The 20,659-nt window shown below is 42.9% G+C and carries 17 protein-coding genes and 1 pseudogene; 14 read left to right on the top strand and 4 right to left on the bottom strand.

The window, feature by feature from the left end; genetic code table 11:
* Positions 1–7 precede the first annotated feature (7 nt).
* The 3 genes from dnm_RS14325 to dnm_RS14315 are packed head-to-tail and all read right to left on the bottom strand — an operon-like array spanning position 8 to position 4,224.
* On the bottom strand, positions 8–2,215 hold the full coding sequence (locus dnm_RS14325; protein ID WP_207683314.1) for a chemotaxis protein CheA: 2,208 nt from the start codon (positions 2,213–2,215) through the stop codon (positions 8–10).
* Between the two features lie 18 nt (positions 2,216–2,233).
* Entirely contained in the window at positions 2,234–2,962 is a 729-nt protein-coding gene (locus dnm_RS14320) for an ATP-binding protein (RefSeq protein WP_207683313.1), read from the bottom strand.
* Between the two features lie 32 nt (positions 2,963–2,994).
* A complete protein-coding gene (locus dnm_RS14315) occupies positions 2,995–4,224 on the bottom strand; it encodes a SpoIIE family protein phosphatase (RefSeq protein WP_207683312.1) in 1,230 nt (409 codons plus the stop codon).
* Between the two features lie 1,689 nt (positions 4,225–5,913).
* On the opposite strand from dnm_RS14315, the gene dnm_RS14310 reads away from it, so the two are divergent.
* Positions 5,914–6,051: a hypothetical protein gene (locus dnm_RS14310; protein WP_207683311.1), complete on the top strand. Its 138-nt coding sequence runs from the start codon at positions 5,914–5,916 to the stop codon at positions 6,049–6,051.
* A 26-nt stretch (positions 6,052–6,077) separates the two neighbouring features.
* On the opposite strand, the pseudogene dnm_RS31795 reads toward dnm_RS14310, so the two are convergent.
* Positions 6,078–6,822 (bottom strand): annotated as a pseudogene (locus dnm_RS31795) (IS1 family transposase).
* A 433-nt stretch (positions 6,823–7,255) separates the two neighbouring features.
* Between dnm_RS31795 and dnm_RS14295 the strand changes: the two are divergent.
* The 13 genes from dnm_RS14295 to dnm_RS14235 all read left to right on the top strand — a co-directional run bounded on the left by dnm_RS14295 (position 7,256) and on the right by dnm_RS14235 (position 20,611).
* Entirely contained in the window at positions 7,256–7,438 is a 183-nt protein-coding gene (locus dnm_RS14295) for a hypothetical protein (RefSeq protein WP_207683309.1), read from the top strand.
* Positions 7,435–7,935, top strand: coding sequence for a hypothetical protein (locus tag dnm_RS14290; RefSeq protein ID WP_207683308.1), 501 nt, complete (start codon positions 7,435–7,437; stop codon positions 7,933–7,935). Before dnm_RS14295 ends, dnm_RS14290 begins: the two co-directional genes overlap by 4 nt.
* A gap of 1,952 nt (positions 7,936–9,887) precedes the next feature.
* A complete protein-coding gene (gene ileS / locus dnm_RS14285) occupies positions 9,888–12,701 on the top strand; it encodes an isoleucine--tRNA ligase (protein ID WP_207683307.1) in 2,814 nt (937 codons plus the stop codon).
* 787 nt (positions 12,702–13,488) lie between these two features.
* Positions 13,489–13,986: a signal peptidase II gene (gene lspA, locus dnm_RS14280; protein ID WP_207683306.1), complete on the top strand. Its 498-nt coding sequence runs from the start codon at positions 13,489–13,491 to the stop codon at positions 13,984–13,986.
* A gap of 444 nt (positions 13,987–14,430) precedes the next feature.
* Entirely contained in the window at positions 14,431–15,252 is an 822-nt protein-coding gene (lgt, locus tag dnm_RS14275; protein WP_246556326.1) for a prolipoprotein diacylglyceryl transferase, read from the top strand.
* A gap of 310 nt (positions 15,253–15,562) precedes the next feature.
* A complete protein-coding gene (locus dnm_RS14270) occupies positions 15,563–15,856 on the top strand; it encodes a hypothetical protein (RefSeq protein WP_207683305.1) in 294 nt (97 codons plus the stop codon).
* 195 nt (positions 15,857–16,051) lie between these two features.
* On the top strand, positions 16,052–16,396 hold the full coding sequence (locus dnm_RS14265) for an ArsR/SmtB family transcription factor (RefSeq protein WP_207683304.1): 345 nt from the start codon (positions 16,052–16,054) through the stop codon (positions 16,394–16,396).
* Positions 16,397–16,472: 76 nt separating this feature from the next.
* A complete protein-coding gene (locus dnm_RS14260; protein ID WP_207683303.1) occupies positions 16,473–17,645 on the top strand; it encodes a permease in 1,173 nt (390 codons plus the stop codon).
* Between the two features lie 75 nt (positions 17,646–17,720).
* Positions 17,721–18,050 (top strand): carboxymuconolactone decarboxylase family protein, encoded by a 330-nt coding sequence (locus dnm_RS14255; protein WP_207683302.1) that lies wholly within the window; start codon positions 17,721–17,723, stop codon positions 18,048–18,050.
* A 225-nt stretch (positions 18,051–18,275) separates the two neighbouring features.
* Positions 18,276–18,509, top strand: coding sequence for a thioredoxin family protein (locus dnm_RS14250; RefSeq protein ID WP_207683301.1), 234 nt, complete (start codon positions 18,276–18,278; stop codon positions 18,507–18,509).
* 349 nt (positions 18,510–18,858) lie between these two features.
* Positions 18,859–19,383 carry a (Fe-S)-binding protein gene (locus dnm_RS14245; RefSeq protein WP_207683300.1) on the top strand — a complete coding sequence of 175 codons (525 nt, stop codon included), beginning with the start codon at positions 18,859–18,861 and terminating at the stop codon, positions 19,381–19,383.
* A 39-nt stretch (positions 19,384–19,422) separates the two neighbouring features.
* Entirely contained in the window at positions 19,423–19,812 is a 390-nt protein-coding gene (locus tag dnm_RS14240; RefSeq protein ID WP_207683299.1) for a thioredoxin family protein, read from the top strand.
* A 76-nt stretch (positions 19,813–19,888) separates the two neighbouring features.
* Positions 19,889–20,611 carry a cytochrome c biogenesis CcdA family protein gene (locus dnm_RS14235; RefSeq protein ID WP_207683298.1) on the top strand — a complete coding sequence of 241 codons (723 nt, stop codon included), beginning with the start codon at positions 19,889–19,891 and terminating at the stop codon, positions 20,609–20,611.
* Positions 20,612–20,659: the final 48 nt, after the last annotated feature.

Raw genomic sequence — 20,659 nt, 5'->3', positions numbered from 1 at the left:
TCAAGTTTCATATATCTCTCTCACTCATATCTATAATACTTCCCACATCCAGTATCAGACTCACATCACCGTTATCCATGATGGTGCAGCCTGAAATTCCCCGGGCAGATGCCACATAACTTGGCATTCCTTTGATAACTGTCTGATGATGTCCGATAATTTCATCAGCAAAAAGACAGACGCTTCGGTTGCCTGATGTGACATTGATCAGAATTCCTTTGTGCAGTTCGGTATGCCGGGGAACAATGTTATACAACTTATGCAAACGCACCACAGAAATCAGTTTGTCCCGAACCTTGACGACTTCCTGCTCGTCCATGGGCGCTGTGATCTGGGCAAAATCCGGTCGGAAAGATTCGCGTATGGACAGCATGGGGATCGTATAACTGGCTGTTCCCACACGAACAACCATTCCGTCAATAATAGCGAGCGTCAGAGGTATTCTGAGAATCATGGAAGTCCCTTTGCCCGGTACGCTTCTGACATCTGTCCTGCCTTTCAGTTTTTCAAGGTTTCTTTTGACCACGTCCAGACCTACGCCCCGCCCGGAAACATCAGTTATCTTTCCGGCTGTGGAAAAACCAGGCTCAAAGATGAGTCTGAAGATATCCTGGTCACTGCAATAATCTTTATTACCCTTGAGCATCCCCACTCTCATGGCTTTTTCCAATATGTTTTCCCGGTTCAGGCCCCGTCCGTCATCTGATATGCGAATCAGAACCTCACCGCCTTCATGTTTTGCTTCAATGGTAATAACACCGCTCTGAGGCTTACCCGCTGCTTTTCTTTCTTCAGGAGATTCAATGCCGTGATCCACGCAGTTACGGATAATATGAAGCATCGGATCAGTGATATGCTCAATAACCGTTTTATCCACTTCGGTTTCTTCGCCGATGAGTTCCACTTTGCATTTCTTGCCCACCTTGTTTGACAGATCATACACAAGACGGACTGTTTTTCTGAAAGTTTTTGAGAGCGGAATCATTCGCATTGACATTGCCACGTCCTGAAGATCGCTAGTAATCCGCCGTAAATTCTGGGCTGAATGCTCGAAATTTTCCAATTCAAGACCTGCCAGATCAGGATTATTTGTTACCATGGATTCCGCAATCACCAGTTCTCCGACAAGATTTATCAGAAGATCAACTTTTTCCAGATCAACACGGATATCATGACGCTCCTCAGACTGAGAAGCCGCTCCTGCCGGAGCTGCTTTTTGTTGATGCCTGTCCTTTGGAACGGATGAGCGATGACGTTCAGACGCTGCCTGTTTTGGTAAGACTGACGGTGCGATTTCAGAGTGAGAAGCATCTCCTGCCGGGGCTGTTTCTTGTTGATCCCTGTCTTTCGGAATGGGAGACGGATGGGGTTCAGACACGGCCTGTTCTGGTAAGACTGATGGCATGATCACAGAATTTATGTTAAGAGAACCGGCATCTGTATCCAGCAGCTTTTCCTTATCAATAGGAATAATATCATTTTCAGACACTTGGAGGGCACTCTTAATGATATCCGGTGTCAGGCTGGTGGAGTAAAGCACGAAATATTTCAGGGGTCCCTCGGGCAGCCCTTCGCTTAAATCCCTGGAACAGACCTCAATTTTTGAATCCACGATTTCACCGATATCCAAAAGCTCCCGAATAAGCAGCACCGGACTTTTTCCAAGGGTTTTGGACAGTTCCAGAAGATCGTATTTCAGAATATAGAGAAATCGGTGAGCTGAAGGCAGATTCTTTAAGGCAAGCCGGTTGATTTTTAGCCCTGCTTCCCATTCATCAGGGTTTTCTAAACAGATATCAGTTTTCAGATCATTTCGGACCTCCCGATAATCCGCACCTTTGAGCAGATCATTCAGACGGTCATAAACACTTGAAATATCAACCTCATTACTTTGATCAACGTCTTCCAGCATAATATTGAGAATATCAACACCTGCAAGGAGTGAGTTGATAAAATATGTCTCCGGCTTCATTTTATCTGACCGCACCATGGAAAGCAATGTCTCCATAACGTGAGTCAGTCTCCCTATCTGGTCCAATCCGAGAAAACCGGCCGCTCCTTTAACTGAATGTATTGAACGGAATATCTTATCCACGAGTTCCCTGTCCGGCGATTCTTTCTGCCGGGAAAGTTCCAATATTTCGTCTTCTATGTGTTCAAAGTGTTCTCGTGATTCAATAACGAACTCATCAAGAATATCCTGACCGAAATCCATTACGCGCGAATCTCCTGTTTATGAAATAGTATAATTGTTATCCAAACGGGTCATACGGAATAAGTTAATAATGTCTTTGCTCGTATGAACAATTTGCAATTCAGCCTCGGGGAATCTGTCTGAAACCATATTGGAAAATATGACAAATATACTTAGAACAATTGAGTCTATGTCTTCCACATCAGACAAATCAAACCGGTATTTATAATGGCCTTCATTAATTAAGTTTAACAAAAGTGTACGAAAGGCTTCAGCAGTTTCCGCGGTAATATCGCCTGTAGGTCTAATAACTTTCCAGGATGTGTCGTCAGTAACATCAAAACGGGTTTCCCGAGTCAGCGTAATGTAAGACGTGACACAGTTGCCTTTGCTGCTGAATTCGAGCTGATCGGAAAAAGTGTTGACCAGACTCAGCCCTCTGTTACGAATCTGGCTGGGATCATCAGGCATATTCAGATCCAGGGCCTCGTAATCAAACCCCTTGCCTTCGTCTTCAACGACGATTTTAAAACGCATGTCTCCGATACGTTCGATACTCGCAGTAACATTTAACTCGGGAATTTTACTGTTTCCGTGTTCAATGGCATTATTCAGCAATTCTCTTAGTGTTAATATGAATGCCTGATTGTCTTCAATTGAATATTGTTTTAAATAGCCTCTGACATTTTGAATGACATTATTTACGATTTTAATTTCCGAAGAGAGTTTAAACTGTATAAACTCCTCATTTTGAAAAATATGAAGCATAACGTCTCTTTTCAATTTTCAATTTTCAATTTTTAATTCTTCATTCTTCCGGGAATTTCTAATGCAAACAGCAGCATATCATCACACGGTTTGTATCTGCAAAATTGCAGCACTTCATTCCATACTCGGTCAACAAGGGATCCGATGGAAAGCTCGCTATATTTGCTGATGAGATATTCCAGACCATTCTCACCAAGCGTGTGTTTCTTTGCTGTGGGACCGTCAATATAACGCGCATTGCTGACACCGTCAGTATATAAAAACAGACGGTCTCCGGGAGTGAGGCTGAACACCAGCCTGTCAAAAGAAACATCTTTGTAAAGTCCCAGTATCGTGCCTCCGGAGCTGACCCTGATACCTATGGGCAATTCTTTTGTAAACTTAATCATCCTGGGATGTCCTGCCGAAACCAGCTCGCCTCGCATGGTTTCCAAATTTAAACGAAGAAAGATTGCTGTGACCATCCGCTCATTTCTGCCATTATCCAAAAGGGCATGATTCAGAAGATGGAAAAAAGATTGGCCGTCTTTGCCGGTTCTGCAATTTTCATCAAAAAAAGCTTTTATTAAAACAGTATGATATGACGCTGCCAGATCGTGACCTGCCACATCGGCAATAAGAATATCACATCCGGTCGGCGTATTGTGAATATCCGCGTAATCTCCCCCCAGCCGGCTTAACGCCTTAATACGATATGCAATGGGAACATTATAGCCTTCTTCCCTTATGCTTATCAGGTCATTATATGTGATAACAGCAGCGTCAAATTCTCTTCGTAAATTTGCAAAACTCCTTTTATATGCCTCTGCTTCACGTGACAAATCGCTGTGTTTTTTAAGAAGGTCTTCATGTGCTTTTTCATAAGTCCCTTTAATAAGTCTCTGTTTTTCAAAAACCTCTGCGACCTTTTTGTATAACTCATCCAAATTAAAAGGTTTGTCCAAAAAATCATCACATCCTATTTTGATCAGTTCTTTGAGTATTTCTCTGTTCCCATAACCCGTTATCACGATTACCGGAAAGCAGAATCCCAAATCCCGAATGCGTCTGATCAGTTCAAGACCGTTCATTTCAGGCATATAAAGATCTGTGACCAGCAGCTCAATCGGCGTATCTTTATTCTCCGCTCTGAGTATTATTTCTGTTGCCGATTTTCCGTCCAACGCTTTTGAAACAATGTAGCCTTTACCTTCCAATGCAATGGATAAAAAACCGAGGAAGTCCTTCTCATCATCACAGATAAGTATGTGCTTGCCGTTCATAATTCTTCTTTTCCCATTTCAGTAAGTATCTATAGACTCGATGTTCAAGTTTTTTTCTTTGCACAGGCAGATAGGAAACCATAAAACTCGCCTTCGCTACAAGGATTTCATATAAACAGAGGATGATAAAAGGGGAGACACGACCCATACGCATCAGGCTAAGATTACAACCTACTGTTTTTATTAACTCTGATTTTGCCGGACGGGGTTTGCAACCCCGTCCGGAGTATTTTCCGGATCGCCGCCCGCAAACGTTTCGGACGGGGTTGCAAACCCCGTCCGGCAGCCGTCCCTCATTCTTAGCCTGATGCATATGGAGACACGACCCCCTTGCCATGAAAACACATTTTCATCATCCGGGGTGACAATCGCTTTTCACGGAAGTTTTTTATGAATCCTGTATGTTATACCAAATCCTTATGGGGAAGAACTTGGGGAAATCCCTGCCGGAAAAAATTTGATCATCGAGCTACAAAAGTTTTCCGGTATTTTTTCCGGAGTGCTGAAATTCTATTTCAGCATTCCGGATTGAAAAAAATTCCGGAAAATTTATGAACAGATACTTACATTAAATGTCAGGTGTTAAGCGCTTAAGTGTTTAAGTGTCATGGAAAACGCTGAAACTTTCACATCTCATTGTGACCGCGGGTTCATAACTTTTATGTAGAAAATCATAAAATCCGCACTCTGAAAATTATTTTTCAGAGTTGTTGTGAAACATGATTTCCGAACTTTTTGAATCGAATTTTGCTCTTATAAACGGCCATGATCTGCCGCCCACAACGAATGATGAAAGTCTCTGCAAAAAACCGCTTCGCTCTGTTTTTGCACTCCGGACTTTCATATAAACGGCCATGATCTGCCGGTCACAATGAAACATGAAAAATTTGTAATTTTTCCTAACACCTGACACCTGACACTTAACACCTTTTTCATATAAACGGCCATGATCTGCCGGTCACAACGAAACATGAAAAATTTGTAATTTTTCCTAACACCTGACACCTGACACTTAACACCTTTTTCATATAAACGGCCATGATCTGCCGGTCACAACGAAACATGAAAAATTTGTAATTTTTCCTAACACCTGACACCTGACACTTAACACCTTTTTCATATAAAATACAATGATCAAGTTTTTTTGTTATTGATTCTTTAAACAATAAATTGTGAAATATGATTTTCGAACTTTTTAAATCGAATTTTGCTCTTATAAAACACAATGATCAAGTTTTTTTTGTTATTGATTCTTTAAACAATAAAATTTCAACAGGTTTAGAAGCATATAACAAATATCCGCCTTTTTATGCCTTAAAATTTTAACCTACTGAATTTACTGAACTGTTTATGACATTATCTGTTCAAAAATTAGCAATAAATTCAGTCAGCCCCAAAAAATCTGGTCATCGAGTAAAACATAATTTTATAATCATTTCAATAACAGATATCAGTGCTGAAACATGAGTTTTTATTCAGCAGGCATTTTGGAGCAAAAATTGATAAACTGATAATTCCAAGATCGGTGTATCTTCCTGTTATTGTATAAATAGTTGAAAATAAATGATGAAAATGCTCATTCTCCGGAATTGCCGATCATCTGACAAGCCGCAATTTCAAAGCCTTGAATGATTCGGAATTATGTGTTATCCTTCGATAAAAATCTGACGAATTATAAGGAGGACAATTATGTTAAAGAATAATATCGAATGGTTCTTTGTAATTTTCGACAAAAAGTTTCGCCAGACAGACATCGAAGCCTTCGAAATGTTCATATTCGTGGCTGCGGCTCACTTTTTCGGGTGTCATAATCCGGTAGTGTTCTAAATCTGGAGCCAGTCATTTTTTATTACTCATATTACTGGCCCGAATTCATATACGTTGATGAACAGTCCGATGACGATATCATGCATCTTCTCCATTTTTGAGAAACAAATTGTTTTTCTCGCAAGATGTCTGATTCTCGTCCTCAGAGTCAGATGTTTTCTTTCTGTTTTCTGAGTGTTTCTTTTACCTGTCCCTTGATTCGCAGGATCGGGATTTTGTTCATAAGCACCCAGGTTGTCAGTATAAAACCTTACAATCCCGAAACGTTCGGAGAGCCTTTTCAATTCGGGGAAGACTTTGTCCTCATGTGTTCCGAAGATATATGCGGGAACTTTTCCGGTTTTGTGATCAACGGCGTGCCGGAGCCACCTCCGGTTCTCCTTTTTGCCTGCGAGACTCCGCCATCCGCCTCTGCCTCTTCAACTTTCAATATGTCAGCCTCAATATTTTCAGTATTTTCCAAAAATCTGAGGAGTTCGGAACTCACCGGGCCGGGAAGACTTTCCTTTTTTTTAATTCGCTTATCACGGTGTCCGTGCTGATTTCCGGCACGCGGGCGATATCCCGGATACCGCCGCCGCTGAGACTCATTTCAATAATTTTGTCCTTAATATCTGATTTTCTTGCATTATATGTATAGTCGAGAAGAAAGGATTTTGTCTCGCAATTCTCATTCTGACACAGGTAACGCTGCTTTCCGTCATCTGTCTTTCCTCCTTTTTTCACTTTCCCACCTCCGCAGAGCGGACAGCGGACAGGAATCAGTGCCATCGAAACATTCCTCCGAAAACAGTTTTTTACTCCTGAATGACTATACTATAGAGTTTAAGAAAAAATTTTTCCATAATATTTTCATCTTTTTCAGGAATGCGGGATGTGATAAGGTATGACAAAAACACACCGCATAAGGAGAGAAAAAAACGGGAAATATCCGCATTGTTCTGGAAAAAACGACCCGCCGCGAGCTGGAAAAGATACTGAGGCAGGCTGAAAACAGAGGCGACCTCCGGGGCGCGAAACGGATTATGGCTATTTTCGGAGTGTCCGAAGGGCTGCCGTATGATATTGTCGCTTCAACTTTCAATGTCATTGAAAAAAAATCCTGATTATAACGGATTTGGGGGAGGCTCCAATTAACAGCTTTACAAGCTGCCGATTTTATGTAAGTATATATCATAATTTCAAGTTTCATAGGAGGTTTGTTATGCAAAAAGATTTGAAATCGGAACTCTCCCGCCCGAACCGCACAATTTCTCTTCCTTTTGAACAGAATTCTTACAGCAGAATTGTGGAAGACGCTTTTCAGTTCAGGCTGTTTGTTGATGAAATGGTGGCAAAGGGGCGCCTGAACTGTTTCCCCCCGAAATCTTCGAAAAATATCAGATGAAAGATCGTCGTTTTTCGGGCAAACTCCTGATAACCGTACGCCGGATAAAAATCGGAAACCACAGTTATACCATTCATCCGTCCTTTGTAATGCCCTGTATGACAGCCATGACTGACGACACCGAACCTGTCCTGTTTCTCCGAAAATTCGACATTCCTTTCCGGGCACCTGCCCGTGTTTTCGGAAAAGATCATATGCACTGGCAGAGAACGGAGCGGTCGCCTGGCCGCAACAGCATTGTCGGCACCACTGTCAGATACCCTGAAAATCTTCCCGGGCATATCGGCGCGGACGAAAAACACAGTTCGGTTCGGGGTGACAAATGTTACGTCGCCGCCACGGTAGCCGAAGAATGTGTCATGGGTGTTTCCGTCGCAGGCGACGCGGGAGAGGAGTCTTTGGAAGAGGCTTACAAGGTCTTCAGGGAAGAAGCCCGGAATATTGATCCGGAATACAGTCCGAAGACCGCCGGAAAGCCACCCGGAAGGCTCTTCTGAATATCTTCCCGATGATCACTCTGATTCTGTGTTTTCCGCATGTCTTTATCGGTATCCGAAATCGGGGGCCGCAAAAAATTCGGTGATGTTTTTCAGGAGGTGTCCTCCAGATTGCGGAACTGTTATGGAGCTCGGAGCAAAGCATCGTTTTCTCAGAGAGTGAGACGGCTTTGCGAATGGGCCCGCAGGACTTCGGTACCTTCCGTAATATGTGAGAAAATTGAGAAGGTGCATAAGAATCTCGCTTCCTTTTCAGCCGCATATGATTTTCCGGGCGCTTTCAGAACAAGCAATATGCTCGACCGACTGATGCGGAAAATGGACAGACCCCTTTTTAACACACAATATTTTCTGATTATAACGGATTTAGGGGAGGGCACAACATCCTGAAATTACTATATGTCAGAATGGAAAATCTGTCCGTCACGGGGTTCCGGGAACCGGAAATTCAGGATATTTGTTTCCCCGGAAACCGACGTTTTCCGGGAATGTCCGTCCGGCTTCCTGTGAAAACGGAAGGTCGCGCGCAGCCTCCCGAAATCGGAGCCTCCCCTGAATCCGTTATAATCAGAATATTTTTCACGGTTCCTTATTTTCTGACGAACTGGGTATTCGCGGGTGGGCACTTATTCAGAATTTTGCCCCCTCCAATCCGGTCACTCAGAAAAAATATGACGACGGATTTCAGAGTCCGGCCGAACGACTCAACAAATTCCGATACCATGAAAACTGGTTGCAAAATCTGTTAATTTCAGCGTCTCTGGGCGGGTATCGCAACCCTCCCCCAAATCCGTTATAATCAGAAAAAAATTAACCGGTTGCTGTTTAAAAATAGGATATAAGTGGGGTGATGAAAATAAGTAATTTACAGTAATTTCATAACAGTCCGATTTTTATTCCGGCAACTGCCTGTCTGATAAACCGGAACAACAGTGCTGCCATGAATCCGGGTCTGAAAGCCGGGCCGTGCCCGGAACAAAATCGGGATCATATTTTTTACTTAATTATTCCTTAATTTTAGGTGATTTTCATCAGCCCAGGATATAAGTACCCGGACATATATTTTCGGGTAGAATTTTCGTAAAATTCCCTGAATCCGCTTGAATAAGATTCAAATAAAAATACCGGAAAACTTTTGTCCGGGTACTTATCTCTTAAAAATGGATTGAAACATTATTTTTTAAAATAAAAATAGCTTTTAAAAACAGTTAATTATAATTTCAGAGAGACCTCGATTTGGAAGGAGTGAAACTTGACACTCGGAACAATCAGATAGTTGAACAAGAAATTTAACTTTTTTCTGTGAATGGCAAAAAAATTCGGCTTTTTTCTGTAACTCGACAGTCGCAAGTTCTCATAACCTGATGAAATCATTAACACCTCTGAAACAGGTATGTAATGTTGGAAGTTAATAATTTCATATAGTTATCAGATGTTTTATGACTGACAACTGACAACTTGCGACTGACGAGTTCTGTAATTAAAACTTGGTGACCGAGTTTCACCTTATCATCTCGGATGATGATCCGGATCAGGGGGCTAGGAGGAGAATCGCCTTGTCCTGTTTTGTTTTCATTCATGTTATTTCACAAACTTAATTTTTATTACCTTTTCCTTGACACATAATAGTTTTGAGTCTAAACTTTTTGATTTTGAACCAACATCCACTAAAATTCAGAATTGATATCTAAATAAGTTACCCATCTCTGTCATTCCGTTGAAAGCGGGAATCTGCTGTCCCAATGTCACACAGATTCGTGTTCTTATATGTTCTGTGACCCCTCTTTCAACTTTCATTATGACTGTCCCCGGGAATGGCATGAAGGATGGAAATATTTATATGAAAGTGTTAGCTGTTAGGAAAAGCAATGAAACTTTCATGTTTTGTTGTGACCAGCAAGGTCATGACTGTTATTTAGTTTTCATTCTTTAAGGACTGAAGCGAGGATTCAATGGATTATAAAAAGACACTCAACCTTCCGAAAACCAAGTTTCCCATGAAGGCAAATCTGGCCAAACGTGAGCCTGAGCAGTTAAAAGCCTGGGAGGAAAACGAACTGTATCATAAAATCAGAGATATATCAAAAGGCAAAGAACGATTCATTTTGCACGACGGCCCCCCATATGCCAACGGTCATATTCATATTGGCACGGCCCTGAACAAAATTTTAAAAGATATTATTGTCCGTTCACGTCAGATGACAGGGTTTGACGCAGTGTATGTGCCCGGATGGGATTGTCACGGACTTCCCATTGAGCATAATGTTGACAAGGAACTCGGCAGCAAAAAAAAAGAAATGTCCCAGTCAGATATCCGCAGACTGTGCCGGGCATATGCTGAAAAATATATTGATATTCAGCGCGGGGAATTCAAACGGCTCGGGGTGATGGGGGAATGGGAAAACCCTTATCTCACAATGAATTATGAATATGAAGCCATTATTGCGAGGGAATGCGGCAAATTTGCCCTGGACGGGAGTCTTTTCAGAAGCAAAAAACCCATATACTGGTGCTGTGACTGCAAAACTGCCCTTGCCGAAGCGGAAATTGAATATCATGATGACACGTCACCGTCTGTTTTTATAAAATTCCTGTTAAAAGACGATGTAAGCGAAGACATTCCCGCGTTGGCCGGCAAAAAGGTTTATGTTGTGATATGGACCACCACCCCCTGGACCATTCCTGCAAATCTGGGGATCGCGCTTCATCCTGATTTTGATTACGCGGCCGTGGACACAGGAAACAACGAAGTGCTGATTTTGGCCCGGGATCTGGCTGAAACCTGTATGGAGACTTTTGGGATTTCTGATTATTCAATCCTTGCCGATATCAAAGCAAAAACACTTGAGCGGAAACGGTGCGCTCATCCGCTTTATGACCGTGACTCACTTATCATCCTGGCCCCTCATGTGACATTGGAGACAGGCACCGGATGCGTTCATACAGCCCCCGGACACGGACGCGAGGACTATGAGGTCGGGCTTCAGTATGATCTTGATGTGTATTCACCCGTAAATGATAACGGATGCTTTACTGATGATGTTGAGTTTTTCAAGGGTCAGTTCGTATTTAAGGCAAACAAGGAAATTAACGCGAAACTCAGGGAAGTCGGCGCACTCATTGCAGAAGAAGATATCACCCATCAGTATCCCCATTGCTGGCGCTGCAAAAGACCGGTGATCTTCCGTGCCACGCCCCAGTGGTTTATTTCCATGGAAAGAACAGGGTTAAGAAAAAAATCCCTTGAAGAGATTGACAAAGTAAAGTGGATACCCCATTGGGGACGGGAGCGAATTTATGGCATGATCGAAAATCGCCCGGACTGGTGCGTTTCCAGACAGCGGGCCTGGGGCGTTCCCATTACCGTTTTTTATTGTGAAGACTGCGGAAATGCGTTTATGAACCAGTATATCATTGATCATGTGTTTGAGCTTTTTAAGGCGCACGGAGCGGATATCTGGCTGGAAAAAGACGTAAAAGAGCTTATCCCCGAGGATGCTGTGTGCGAGACCTGCGGAAGCAAGGCGTTTAAAAAGGAAACCGATATTCTGGATGTCTGGTTTGATTCAGGGGTGAGTCATGCGGCCGTTCTTGAACAGCGGGACTATCTGAAATGGCCTGCGGATCTTTACCTCGAAGGCAGCGACCAGCACAGGGGATGGTTCCACAGCGCGCTGCTGACATCTGTGGGCACCCGCGGCAAAGCGCCTTATGAGGCTGTGCTGACTCACGGTTTTGTTGTGGATGAAAGCGGCAAAAAGATGTCCAAATCCTTGGGAAATGTTGTGGCTCCGAAGCAGGTGATTGACAAATACGGTGCTGAAATTCTCCGCCTGTGGGTGTCTGCAACCGATTACAGGGATGACATCCGCATTTCCGAAAATATTCTGAAACAATTAAGCGACGCATACAGGAAAATCCGGAACACCTGTCGGTTTCTCCTGGGAAATTTGTATGATTTTGATCCTTCAAAAGATGCGATTCCCTATTCGTCCATGCCGGAGGTTGACAGATTCGCACTTTATAAACTTCTCGGGCTGATTGAAAAAGCACACAAAGCATATGACAGATACGAGTTCCATGTGATCTATCACTCGCTTTATAATTATTGCACCGTGGACCTGTCCTCGTTCTACCTGGATATTCTCAAAGACAGATTATACGCGTCATCACCTGAACCGCTGGAAAGAAGAAGCGCCCAGACCGTCATTCATACGCTTCTGGACGCCATTGTGAGGCTTATGGCCCCGATACTTCCGTTTACGGCCGAAGAAATTTGGAAGTTTATGCCCGAGCGGGAAGGAAAAAAAGAAAGCATTCATCTCACGTCCTTACCGGTTGCGAATGCAGCATGGAATGATCCTGAACTGGCTGAGAAATGGGAATACCTGCTTGAAGTGCGCGGGGAAGTGACAAAGGCATTGGAAGAAGCCAGAGCCAGGAAACTGGTGGGACATCCTCTTGATGCGGCTGTTATTGTCTCGGCGAATGCCAATGCTTATAATATCCTTCGTTCATATGCCGAGGAACTGAGGTCTTTGTTTATTGTTTCCAAAGCCACGCTGGTTCAGGAAGAAGCTCCCCCCGAGGGTGCCTATGAATGTGAGGATATCGAAGGCTTGTCAATTCTGGTTGTGCCTGCCCCGGGAGAAAAGTGTGAGCGGTGCTGGATACATGATCCTTCTGTCGGGACAAACCCTGAACATCCGGGTGTTTGCAGCCGGTGTCAGGCGGCTCTTAAAGAAATTGAGGCTCTGAAAGGTTAATTTCTTTTTATTCAAAGTGTCAGGTGTTCGGTGTTAAGTGTTAAGTGTTAAGTGTTAAGTGTTAGGTGTTAGGTGTTAGGTGTTAGGTGTTAAGTGTTAATACTTCGGACAGTTTTTGAAGATCAAGAGCGTCTGAAATTTTAACTTATTGAAATCATATAACTCAAGTTTCGAACCTAACTTATTAAATAAATACAGATAGATAGTTGTGTCAAAAAGGGATTTGTCGGATTCAGCTTTTATTCGCATTGGGGCATAACTACCTGATTTCAGGTGGCCCAAAAAACGGGAAAAGCCAAATTTTCGATACCAATTATCTGTGAAAACCCTTGATATATGGGTATTCATAGGGGTGCGAAACTTGAGATATAATTTAAATCTCTGACTGCAAAATATATAAATCTTATGAAAACAATATGTTATAGAAACTGTCCGAAGTATTGAAGTGTTAGGAAGAAATATAAAACTTTTATAGTCAGTTGTGAATTGTCTGTACTTCCGAATTTATATTTATGGCCTGTGTACAGATAAAAAAGATAAGTGCCAAAGAAACCCGGGTTTTTCCGGCAGGGAAATGGCCTCATCCGGGGAAAAAGCCGGGTATCTTTCCTTCGCCGCAGCTTTTTGTCCTGTACCCGGATTTATGGCAGAACTATCCTGATTTATGGATGCCGGAGACATTTTCCTAACACTTAACACCTAACACCTAACACCTAACACCTAACACCTAACACCTAACACCCTAACACCTAACACCTAACACCTGACACTTTCACATAAAAAAATTATGACCCTATCAATATTTGAAAAAAAGTATATAAAACTTGCGGTTATTGCAGGTTTGATTATTATCTTCGACCAGATAACAAAGGCTGTCATTTTAAACACCCTGGCGATTTACGAATCTGTTACGGTAATATCAGGATTTTTTGACATAACGCATATCCACAATCCAGGAGGGGCCTTTGGTTTTTTCGCTGACCATAATCCCATGTTGCGCAAAATACTCTTCCTGTTTGTCTCGTCATTTGCCGCATGTGTTGTCCTGTATTTTTATAATAAGACCCCTAAAACTCATCCTCTGCTTGCCACCGGATTTGCCCTGATATTCGGAGGGGCGGTCGGTAATCTGATTGACAGGATACGTTTTGGAAAAGTCGTTGACTTCCTTGATTTTTATATAGGAAATTGGCATTGGCCCGCATTTAATGTTGCTGACAGCGCAATCTCTGTCGGCGTTGCTGTTTTTGTGATTCATATTTTTTTAAATAAAATTCCGGAATAGTGTCTGAATTGATTATTGTGTTGGCAGGCATAAAGGGAACCGATGTCGAAAGCACAATCCTTATAGATTGAGGATTGCGCAGCCAATTATCCGTTCCTTCTGTGATTGCCATAACAATATCAATTGTCAATTATCAATTATCGGCATCCTTCATTTAGTAGTTTACACTTTCAGCTAAAATGAATTTTTTATGTTTTTTTTAATTCATGATAATTTTGATTATTTTTATAATATAAACAACCTATTACAAAAAAAACTACAAATTTTGTAGTTAATTTTAGCTAATCATGTTTGAAGTGTGTAAAAAACTACAAAATTTGTAGATTTTACAATATCTATTTGTAAATATTACTTTTATTTAGCTACAAAATTTGTAGATTGAAAAAAAATGGACTTTTTTTCAAATCACCAAAAGTGTAAAGTACTTTTGGGCAAATATGAAGGATGCCCAATTATCAATTATCAATTATCAATTATCAATTATCAAAAATGTATCCTGTTCTCTTCAAATTCGGACAAATAGCTATTTATACTTATGGCCTTTTTATTGCACTGGGCTTTCTTGCTGGGATTTCTGTGGCCAAAAAAGAAGCGGTAAGAGTTGGCGAAGACCCTGATAAAATGATGGATATTTGCTTTTATATCCTGATTTCCGCGATTATCGCCTCACGCCTGTTTTATGTTGTGGTGAACCTTGAAATGTTTCTTTCCGCCCCTTTGGATATCTTTAAAATATGGAACGGGGGACTTGTGTTTTACGGCGGCTTCATCGGTGCGGCAGTGACTGCGTTTATTTATCTGAAAAAGCACAGAATGCCCCTGTGGAAAACACTGGATATTCTGGCACCGTCACTTGCTCTCGGACATTTTCTGGGCAGAATCGGGTGTTTTTTCGCGGGATGCTGTTACGGCAAAGTCTGTCATCTTCCCTGGGCCATTACGTTTTCGCATCCTGACAGCCTGGCCCCGACCGGTATTCCGCTTCATCCCACCCAGCTTTATTCCGCACTGAACAATCTGATGATTTTCGGATTCCTGTGGCTTTTCCGTCGTCGAAAAAAGTTTGACGGTCAGTTGTGCTGGATTTATGTTTTAATTTACGGAATCACGCGTTCTGTCATCGAAGTGTTCCGCGGGGATGACAGAGGCGATTTTATCTTTGGCGTCCTGTCTGTTTCCCAGACCATCGGAATAATCATGGCGATTATCGCCATTGTCATGCTCATATTTCTCAGTAAAAAAACATCTTCGGATTTTCGGAATTAGGGATTGTTTTTTGAACTCAGTAAAAGGAGTGCAAAAATAGAGCGAAGCGTTTTTTTGCAAAAATAAAAGTGTTAAAAGGAGTGCAAAAATAGAGCGAAGCGTTTTTTTGCAAAAATAAAAGTGTTAAAAGGAGTGCAAAAATAGAGCGAAGCGCTTTTTTGCAAACAACACTCCGGAAAAGTTTTTTGCAGAACGATGCAAAAAACCGCTTCGCTCTATTTTTGCACTCCGGAAAAGCTTTTTGATGCGGGATGATGCAAAAAACCGCTTCGCTCTATTTTTGCACTCCGGAAAAGCTTTTTGATGCGGGATGATGCAAAAAACCGCTTCGCTCTATTTTTGCACTCCGGAAAAGCTTTTTGCAGAACGATGCAAAAAACCGCTTCGCTCTATTTTTGCACTCCGGAAAAGTTTTTTGCAGAACGATGCAAAAAACCGCTTCGCTCTATTTTTGCACTCCGGAAAAGATTTGATGATGATGCGGGATGATGCAAAAAACCGCTTCGCTCTATTTTTGCACTCCGGAAAAGTTTTTTGCAGAACGATGCAAAAAACCGCTTCGCTCTATTTTTGCACTCCGGAAAAGCTTTTTGATGCGGGATGATGCAAAAAACCGCTTCGCTCTATTTTTGCACTCCGGAAAAGCTTTTTGATGCGGGATGATGCAAAAAACCGCTTCGCTCTATTTTTGCACTCCGGAAAAACTTTTGTGATCCTGGATTACACATATTAAAAATAAAGACTTGACAACAAAAATATAAGTAGCTATATTGCCATACAAGAATATGAAAGGTTTTTTATGAAAGACTTTGTCAAAGTTATGAAAGCGCTTTCCGACCCGAATCGGATAAGGATTGTGAAGCTGTTACAGCATAAGGTGATGTGTGTGTGTGAATTGCAGGCCGTGTTAGGCATTGCCCAGCCTACGGTGTCAAAACATCTGAAAGTCCTTGAAGAAGCGGGTCTGGTTTATTTTAAAAAAGATGGTCTGTGGGTCAATTATTACCTCGGAGACGGAAAAAACAGTCCATATGCCGCTACTCTTCTGGGAAACCTCAGGCACTGGCTGGAAGACGACCCGGAAATTTCTGAACTGGTGAAAAAGCTTCCTTTTTATAATCGGGAGGATATTTGTAAAAAATAATTTTTTTTGCCTTCAATATATAGCTATATTTGCATATAGCTATGCTATGAATTTGTAAGTAAAAGGAGAATGTTGCATGAAAGAACATACCAAATTACTGATCATTATTTCCATTTTTCTCGGATGTTACTATATTCCCTGGGACCATCCCGTAATCCGTCAGTCAGGGCTTGAAGCCTTTATGATGCTTCAGGAATATGCCAGAGAACATGTGCTGACCTGCCTGATTCCGGCATTTTTTATTGCAGGCGCTATTGCCGTGTTTGTTTCCCAGGCATCGGTACTTAAATATTTCGGCGCGCAGGCAAAAAAAATGCTTGCCTATTCGGTCGCGTCCGTCTCAGGAACTATCCTTGCAGTTTGCTCCTGTACAGTGCTACCCCTGTTTGCAGGCATATATTCCCGCGGCGCGGGTATCGGCCCTGCCACCGCGTTTCTTTATTCCGGCCCTGCCATCAATGTTCTGGCAATTACCCTCACCGCAAAAATATTGGGCTGGCAGTTAGGGCTTGCCCGTGCCATTGGCGCGGTCTTTTTTGCAATTATCACCGGGCTTCTTATGTCGTTTATTTTTCGTAAAGACGATGCTGCCCGTACAACCGGTCAGATCTATTTTCCAGATGAGGAGGGAAAAGAGCGCACGCTGCTGCAAGATACGCTTTACATCCTGACCATGGTGCTGATTCTGGTTTTTGCAGCTTTTGCCAGACCGGCCCAGGGTTCGACAGGTATCTGGCCTGCTATTTTTGCCGCAAAATGGTACCTCACTGCCGTTCTTTTAGTTATCCTTGGCGTGATGCTGAAAGCCTGGTTTGTAAAAGAAGAGCGTACAAACTGGGTACAGGCCACCTGGGGGTTTATGAAACAAATTTTTCCGCTCCTGGGAGCGGGCGTTCTGGTCGCGGGGTTCACACTGGGGAGACCCGGACACCCGGCGCTGATACCGGAACATTATATTCAGGCACTGGTCGGCGGAAATTCACTATGGGCGAATTTGTTTGCCTCGATATCCGGCGCACTGATGTATTTTGCCACCCTGACCGAAGTACCGATTCTTCAGGGTCTCATCGGATCAGGCATGGGAGAGGGACCGGCCCTTGCCCTGCTTCTGGCAGGACCGGCACTCTCTCTGCCAAATATGCTGGTCATTGGCGGCGTTATGGGCGTGAAAAAGACCGCTGCTTTTTCCGGCATTATTGTAGTATTGTCAACCATTGCCGGAATGAGTTACGGTTGGATAGTTGGATAATATGTCTAAATGTTTCCAAATATCAGTTTCAAATTTCAAGTTTCAAGTTTCAAGTTTCAAAAGAGGAGGTAAAATATGCGTTTATTAGCTGAATGGTTTCCGGAATTTGCAGAAGAATTTGACAAAATAGATGAACTTTACAAAGAAAAACGAAGTATTGATGAAAAGACCTATCAGTTTATCTGTTTTGCGCTTTCCATCAAGAATCGGTCCAAACCCTGCCTTTTAAAGCATTTCATGGGCGCTTTGGAAGCCGGAGCCACAGTCAGGGAGTTGGCCTATATTATGGCGCTGACCTTCAGAGAAAGCGCAGGCGGAGACGACTGCTGGACCCATGATGCCCTGGGAGATTACAAACAAATGATCGCCGATGGTATTCAAAGCAGCGAGTGTTGTTCAAAGTAAATTTGGGTGAGAGGCGAGGGGTGAGAGGCTTGGGGATTGGAGATTGGTTATCGGACTGGGTAGTCCTGCACAAGTAGTGATGAATGAGATTCAGTGTCCTGACAACCGGGGAACTGAACGGGATTCATCACTACCTTTGCAGGACTACCTCGGACTGATAAACAGGGAATCACAACCCCCCTCGCCCCAAGCCCCTCGCCCCAAGCCCCCTGAAAGGAGATAAAAATGGATATCAAAGTATTGGGGCCGGGGTGTCCCAAATGTGAGCAAACCGAAAAACTGGTCAGGGAGGCGGTTGATGAGACTGGGGCTGATGCTCAGATTGAAAAGGTCACAGATGTTATGAAAATTGCCGGTTATGGCGTGTTCGGAACGCCTGCTGTCATTATAGACGGTGAGGTGAAAAGTGTGGGAAAAATTCCGGCAAAAGCGGATATTAAGAAATGGCTCGGTAAATAATCTTATACGAAAGTGAGAATTAAGGGCAGTGCGTAGGCACCTGGACAAAAGTTCTGCGGTATTTTTATCCCAGTATTCCGTGCGCGGAAAAAAGACGGGCCGCGCGAAGAAACCCGGCTTTTTCCGACGAGGGGAGAGGCCCTATCCGGTAAAAAAGCCGGGTTTCTTTGCTGCTGATCTTTTTATATGAAAAAGGTGTTAAGTGTTAGGTGTTAGGTGTTAGGAAAAATTACAAATTTTTCATGCCTCGTTGTGACCGGCAGGTCATGCCCGTTTATAAGAAAAAGTCATAAAATTTATGGTTAGGGACTTAAAGCCATGCTTTAGCACTGCCACAGAGGAGGACTTTATGCTACTCAGGGGATATCGAAAAAAAATTTTCCGAGCCGACTGCAATCCGTCATTTCAGAATGTTCATTGCCATGCGCATCTTGATGAAGATGTTAGCGAAGTGATTCCATATCTTAATGCTGAACTGGGCGGGCATCAGTTCATAAAAGAGCCGCCCTCCGTGACATTTAAGATATATGGCAGATTAATCACAATTTACGCCAAAAAAATCGCTGTCAACGCCTTAAAAGATGAGGCTGAGGCAGATAAGATTCTTACCTGGCTTAAAAACCAGATGAATGAAATATGGGAACGCCGTAAGGAGATTGAGCCATTATATGAAAACGCGCCCCATCCCAAGGTGATTGAAATCCTCAAATTATTACCAAAAACCAATTGCCGGGAATGCGGCCAGCCCACCTGTATGGTTTTTGCGTCGCTGGCTGCCGAAGGCGTAAAAGGGGTCGAAGACTGTCCCCAACTGACTGAGGAAAATCAGGAACACCTGAGCAAATACCTGAGTCAGTTCAAATTGGATTACTAAAGCTCGATGATGATGTAAATTTAAACGGAGATTTTTTTTATGAAAAAACGAGTTCTGATATTTGTCATATGTGTTTTTTTTTCAATTTTTTACTCAGGCCAGATTTTCGGGAATTCGGAACTGGTTCCCGAAGCGCCGACCAAAGGCATGGTCACGATGATAGACCTCGGTGCTCATAAATGTATTCCCTGCAAGATGATGGCACCTGTGCTTGAGGAACTGAAGAAAGAATATGAAGGAAAAGCTTCCATCGTCTTTATTGATGTGTGGCAGAACAAAGAACAAGCCAGGAAGTTTGGCATTCGGAGTATTCCGACTCAGATTTTTTTTGACAAACAAGGCAATGAAGTCTCCCGGCATGTCGGATTCATGGGCAAAAAAAGCATTGTGAGTATGTTGGAAAAACTGGGGGTAAAACAGGGGCCTTAAAAAATTTAAGAACCCTATCCGCATCCCTGTTGTTTCGGCAAAAACTTGTCAGGGAATTAATAAGGAATTTTAAGATATGTTAGAACAAATGTTTTTGACGGTAAATACATGGATGTCGGGGGGAGTCGCTCTGGCAGGGCTGGGCTGTTTTCTCTGGGGCATGATCAGCGTGGTTTTCAGTCCTTGCCATCTCGCGTCCATTCCGCTTATCGTGGGATATGTGGGAGGACAGAACCAGATACTTGAACCCAGGCAAGCTGCCCAATATGCTATTGCCTTTACCGCGGGGCTTTTCATTACAATAGCCTTTGTGGGAATCATTTGTTCTTTGCTGGGAAGAATGCTGGGAGAAGTCGGGCCTTACTGGACCATTCTGGTGGGCGCGGTTCTGATATGGGTCTCGCTGGACATGCTGGGGGTAAGCGCATGTTCCATGTCCGGCCGCGCAATCAGCCGTCTGAAACTGAAAGGACTCCCGGGCGCTTTTGTCCTGGGGCTTGCCTACGGCCTTCTTTCCGGTTCCTGCACCTTCGGATTTATTGCACCGATTCTCGCCTTTATCACCATTCAGCAAAAGATTGTCATTGGTCTCTTTTATATCACACTCTTTGGTGTCGGACACTGCATTCCCATTGCCGTAGCAGGAAGCTCGGCCGCTGCAGTAAAGCGGATTTTGGAAAATGGGAGCTTTCAGCAGAGGAGTATGTGGTTCCGACGGTTTTCCGGAATTGCCATTGGTGTTTTCGGAATTTATTTTATTATTCGTCCGTTTTTACAATATCTAGGATATTCTTTATAACCTATTATTTTTATTAGGTCTGATACTTTTCATTTCGAAAATTAAAAC

The organism is Desulfonema magnum, from assembly GCF_017377395.1.
Lineage (GTDB): Bacteria > Desulfobacterota > Desulfobacteria > Desulfobacterales > 4be13 > Desulfonema_C > Desulfonema_C magnum.
Note: the sequence above shows the minus strand (reverse complement) of the source record. Positions and strands in the feature narration are given on the sequence as shown.

What these genes read in the sequence shown, in the direction of transcription:
- lspA (WP_207683306.1), top strand. Translation starts at nt 13,489, where the DNA reads ATGACCCTATCAATATTTGAAAAAAAGTATATAAAACTTGCGGTTATT.
- dnm_RS14270 (WP_207683305.1), top strand. Translation starts at nt 15,563, where the DNA reads ATGATGCAAAAAACCGCTTCGCTCTATTTTTGCACTCCGGAAAAGCTT.
- dnm_RS14240 (WP_207683299.1), top strand. Translation starts at nt 19,423, where the DNA reads ATGAAAAAACGAGTTCTGATATTTGTCATATGTGTTTTTTTTTCAATT.
- ileS (WP_207683307.1), top strand. Translation starts at nt 9,888, where the DNA reads ATGGATTATAAAAAGACACTCAACCTTCCGAAAACCAAGTTTCCCATG.
- lgt (WP_246556326.1), top strand. Translation starts at nt 14,431, where the DNA reads ATGCCCAATTATCAATTATCAATTATCAATTATCAATTATCAAAAATG.
- dnm_RS14255 (WP_207683302.1), top strand. Translation starts at nt 17,721, where the DNA reads ATGCGTTTATTAGCTGAATGGTTTCCGGAATTTGCAGAAGAATTTGAC.
- dnm_RS14290 (WP_207683308.1), top strand. Translation starts at nt 7,435, where the DNA reads ATGAAAGATCGTCGTTTTTCGGGCAAACTCCTGATAACCGTACGCCGG.
- dnm_RS14320 (WP_207683313.1), bottom strand. Translation starts at nt 2,962, where the DNA reads ATGCTTCATATTTTTCAAAATGAGGAGTTTATACAGTTTAAACTCTCT.
- dnm_RS14265 (WP_207683304.1), top strand. Translation starts at nt 16,052, where the DNA reads ATGAAAGACTTTGTCAAAGTTATGAAAGCGCTTTCCGACCCGAATCGG.
- dnm_RS14315 (WP_207683312.1), bottom strand. Translation starts at nt 4,224, where the DNA reads ATGAACGGCAAGCACATACTTATCTGTGATGATGAGAAGGACTTCCTC.
- dnm_RS14310 (WP_207683311.1), top strand. Translation starts at nt 5,914, where the DNA reads ATGTTAAAGAATAATATCGAATGGTTCTTTGTAATTTTCGACAAAAAG.
- dnm_RS14245 (WP_207683300.1), top strand. Translation starts at nt 18,859, where the DNA reads ATGCTACTCAGGGGATATCGAAAAAAAATTTTCCGAGCCGACTGCAAT.
- dnm_RS14295 (WP_207683309.1), top strand. Translation starts at nt 7,256, where the DNA reads ATGCAAAAAGATTTGAAATCGGAACTCTCCCGCCCGAACCGCACAATT.
- dnm_RS14260 (WP_207683303.1), top strand. Translation starts at nt 16,473, where the DNA reads ATGAAAGAACATACCAAATTACTGATCATTATTTCCATTTTTCTCGGA.
- dnm_RS14235 (WP_207683298.1), top strand. Translation starts at nt 19,889, where the DNA reads ATGTTAGAACAAATGTTTTTGACGGTAAATACATGGATGTCGGGGGGA.
- dnm_RS14250 (WP_207683301.1), top strand. Translation starts at nt 18,276, where the DNA reads ATGGATATCAAAGTATTGGGGCCGGGGTGTCCCAAATGTGAGCAAACC.
- dnm_RS14325 (WP_207683314.1), bottom strand. Translation starts at nt 2,215, where the DNA reads ATGGATTTCGGTCAGGATATTCTTGATGAGTTCGTTATTGAATCACGA.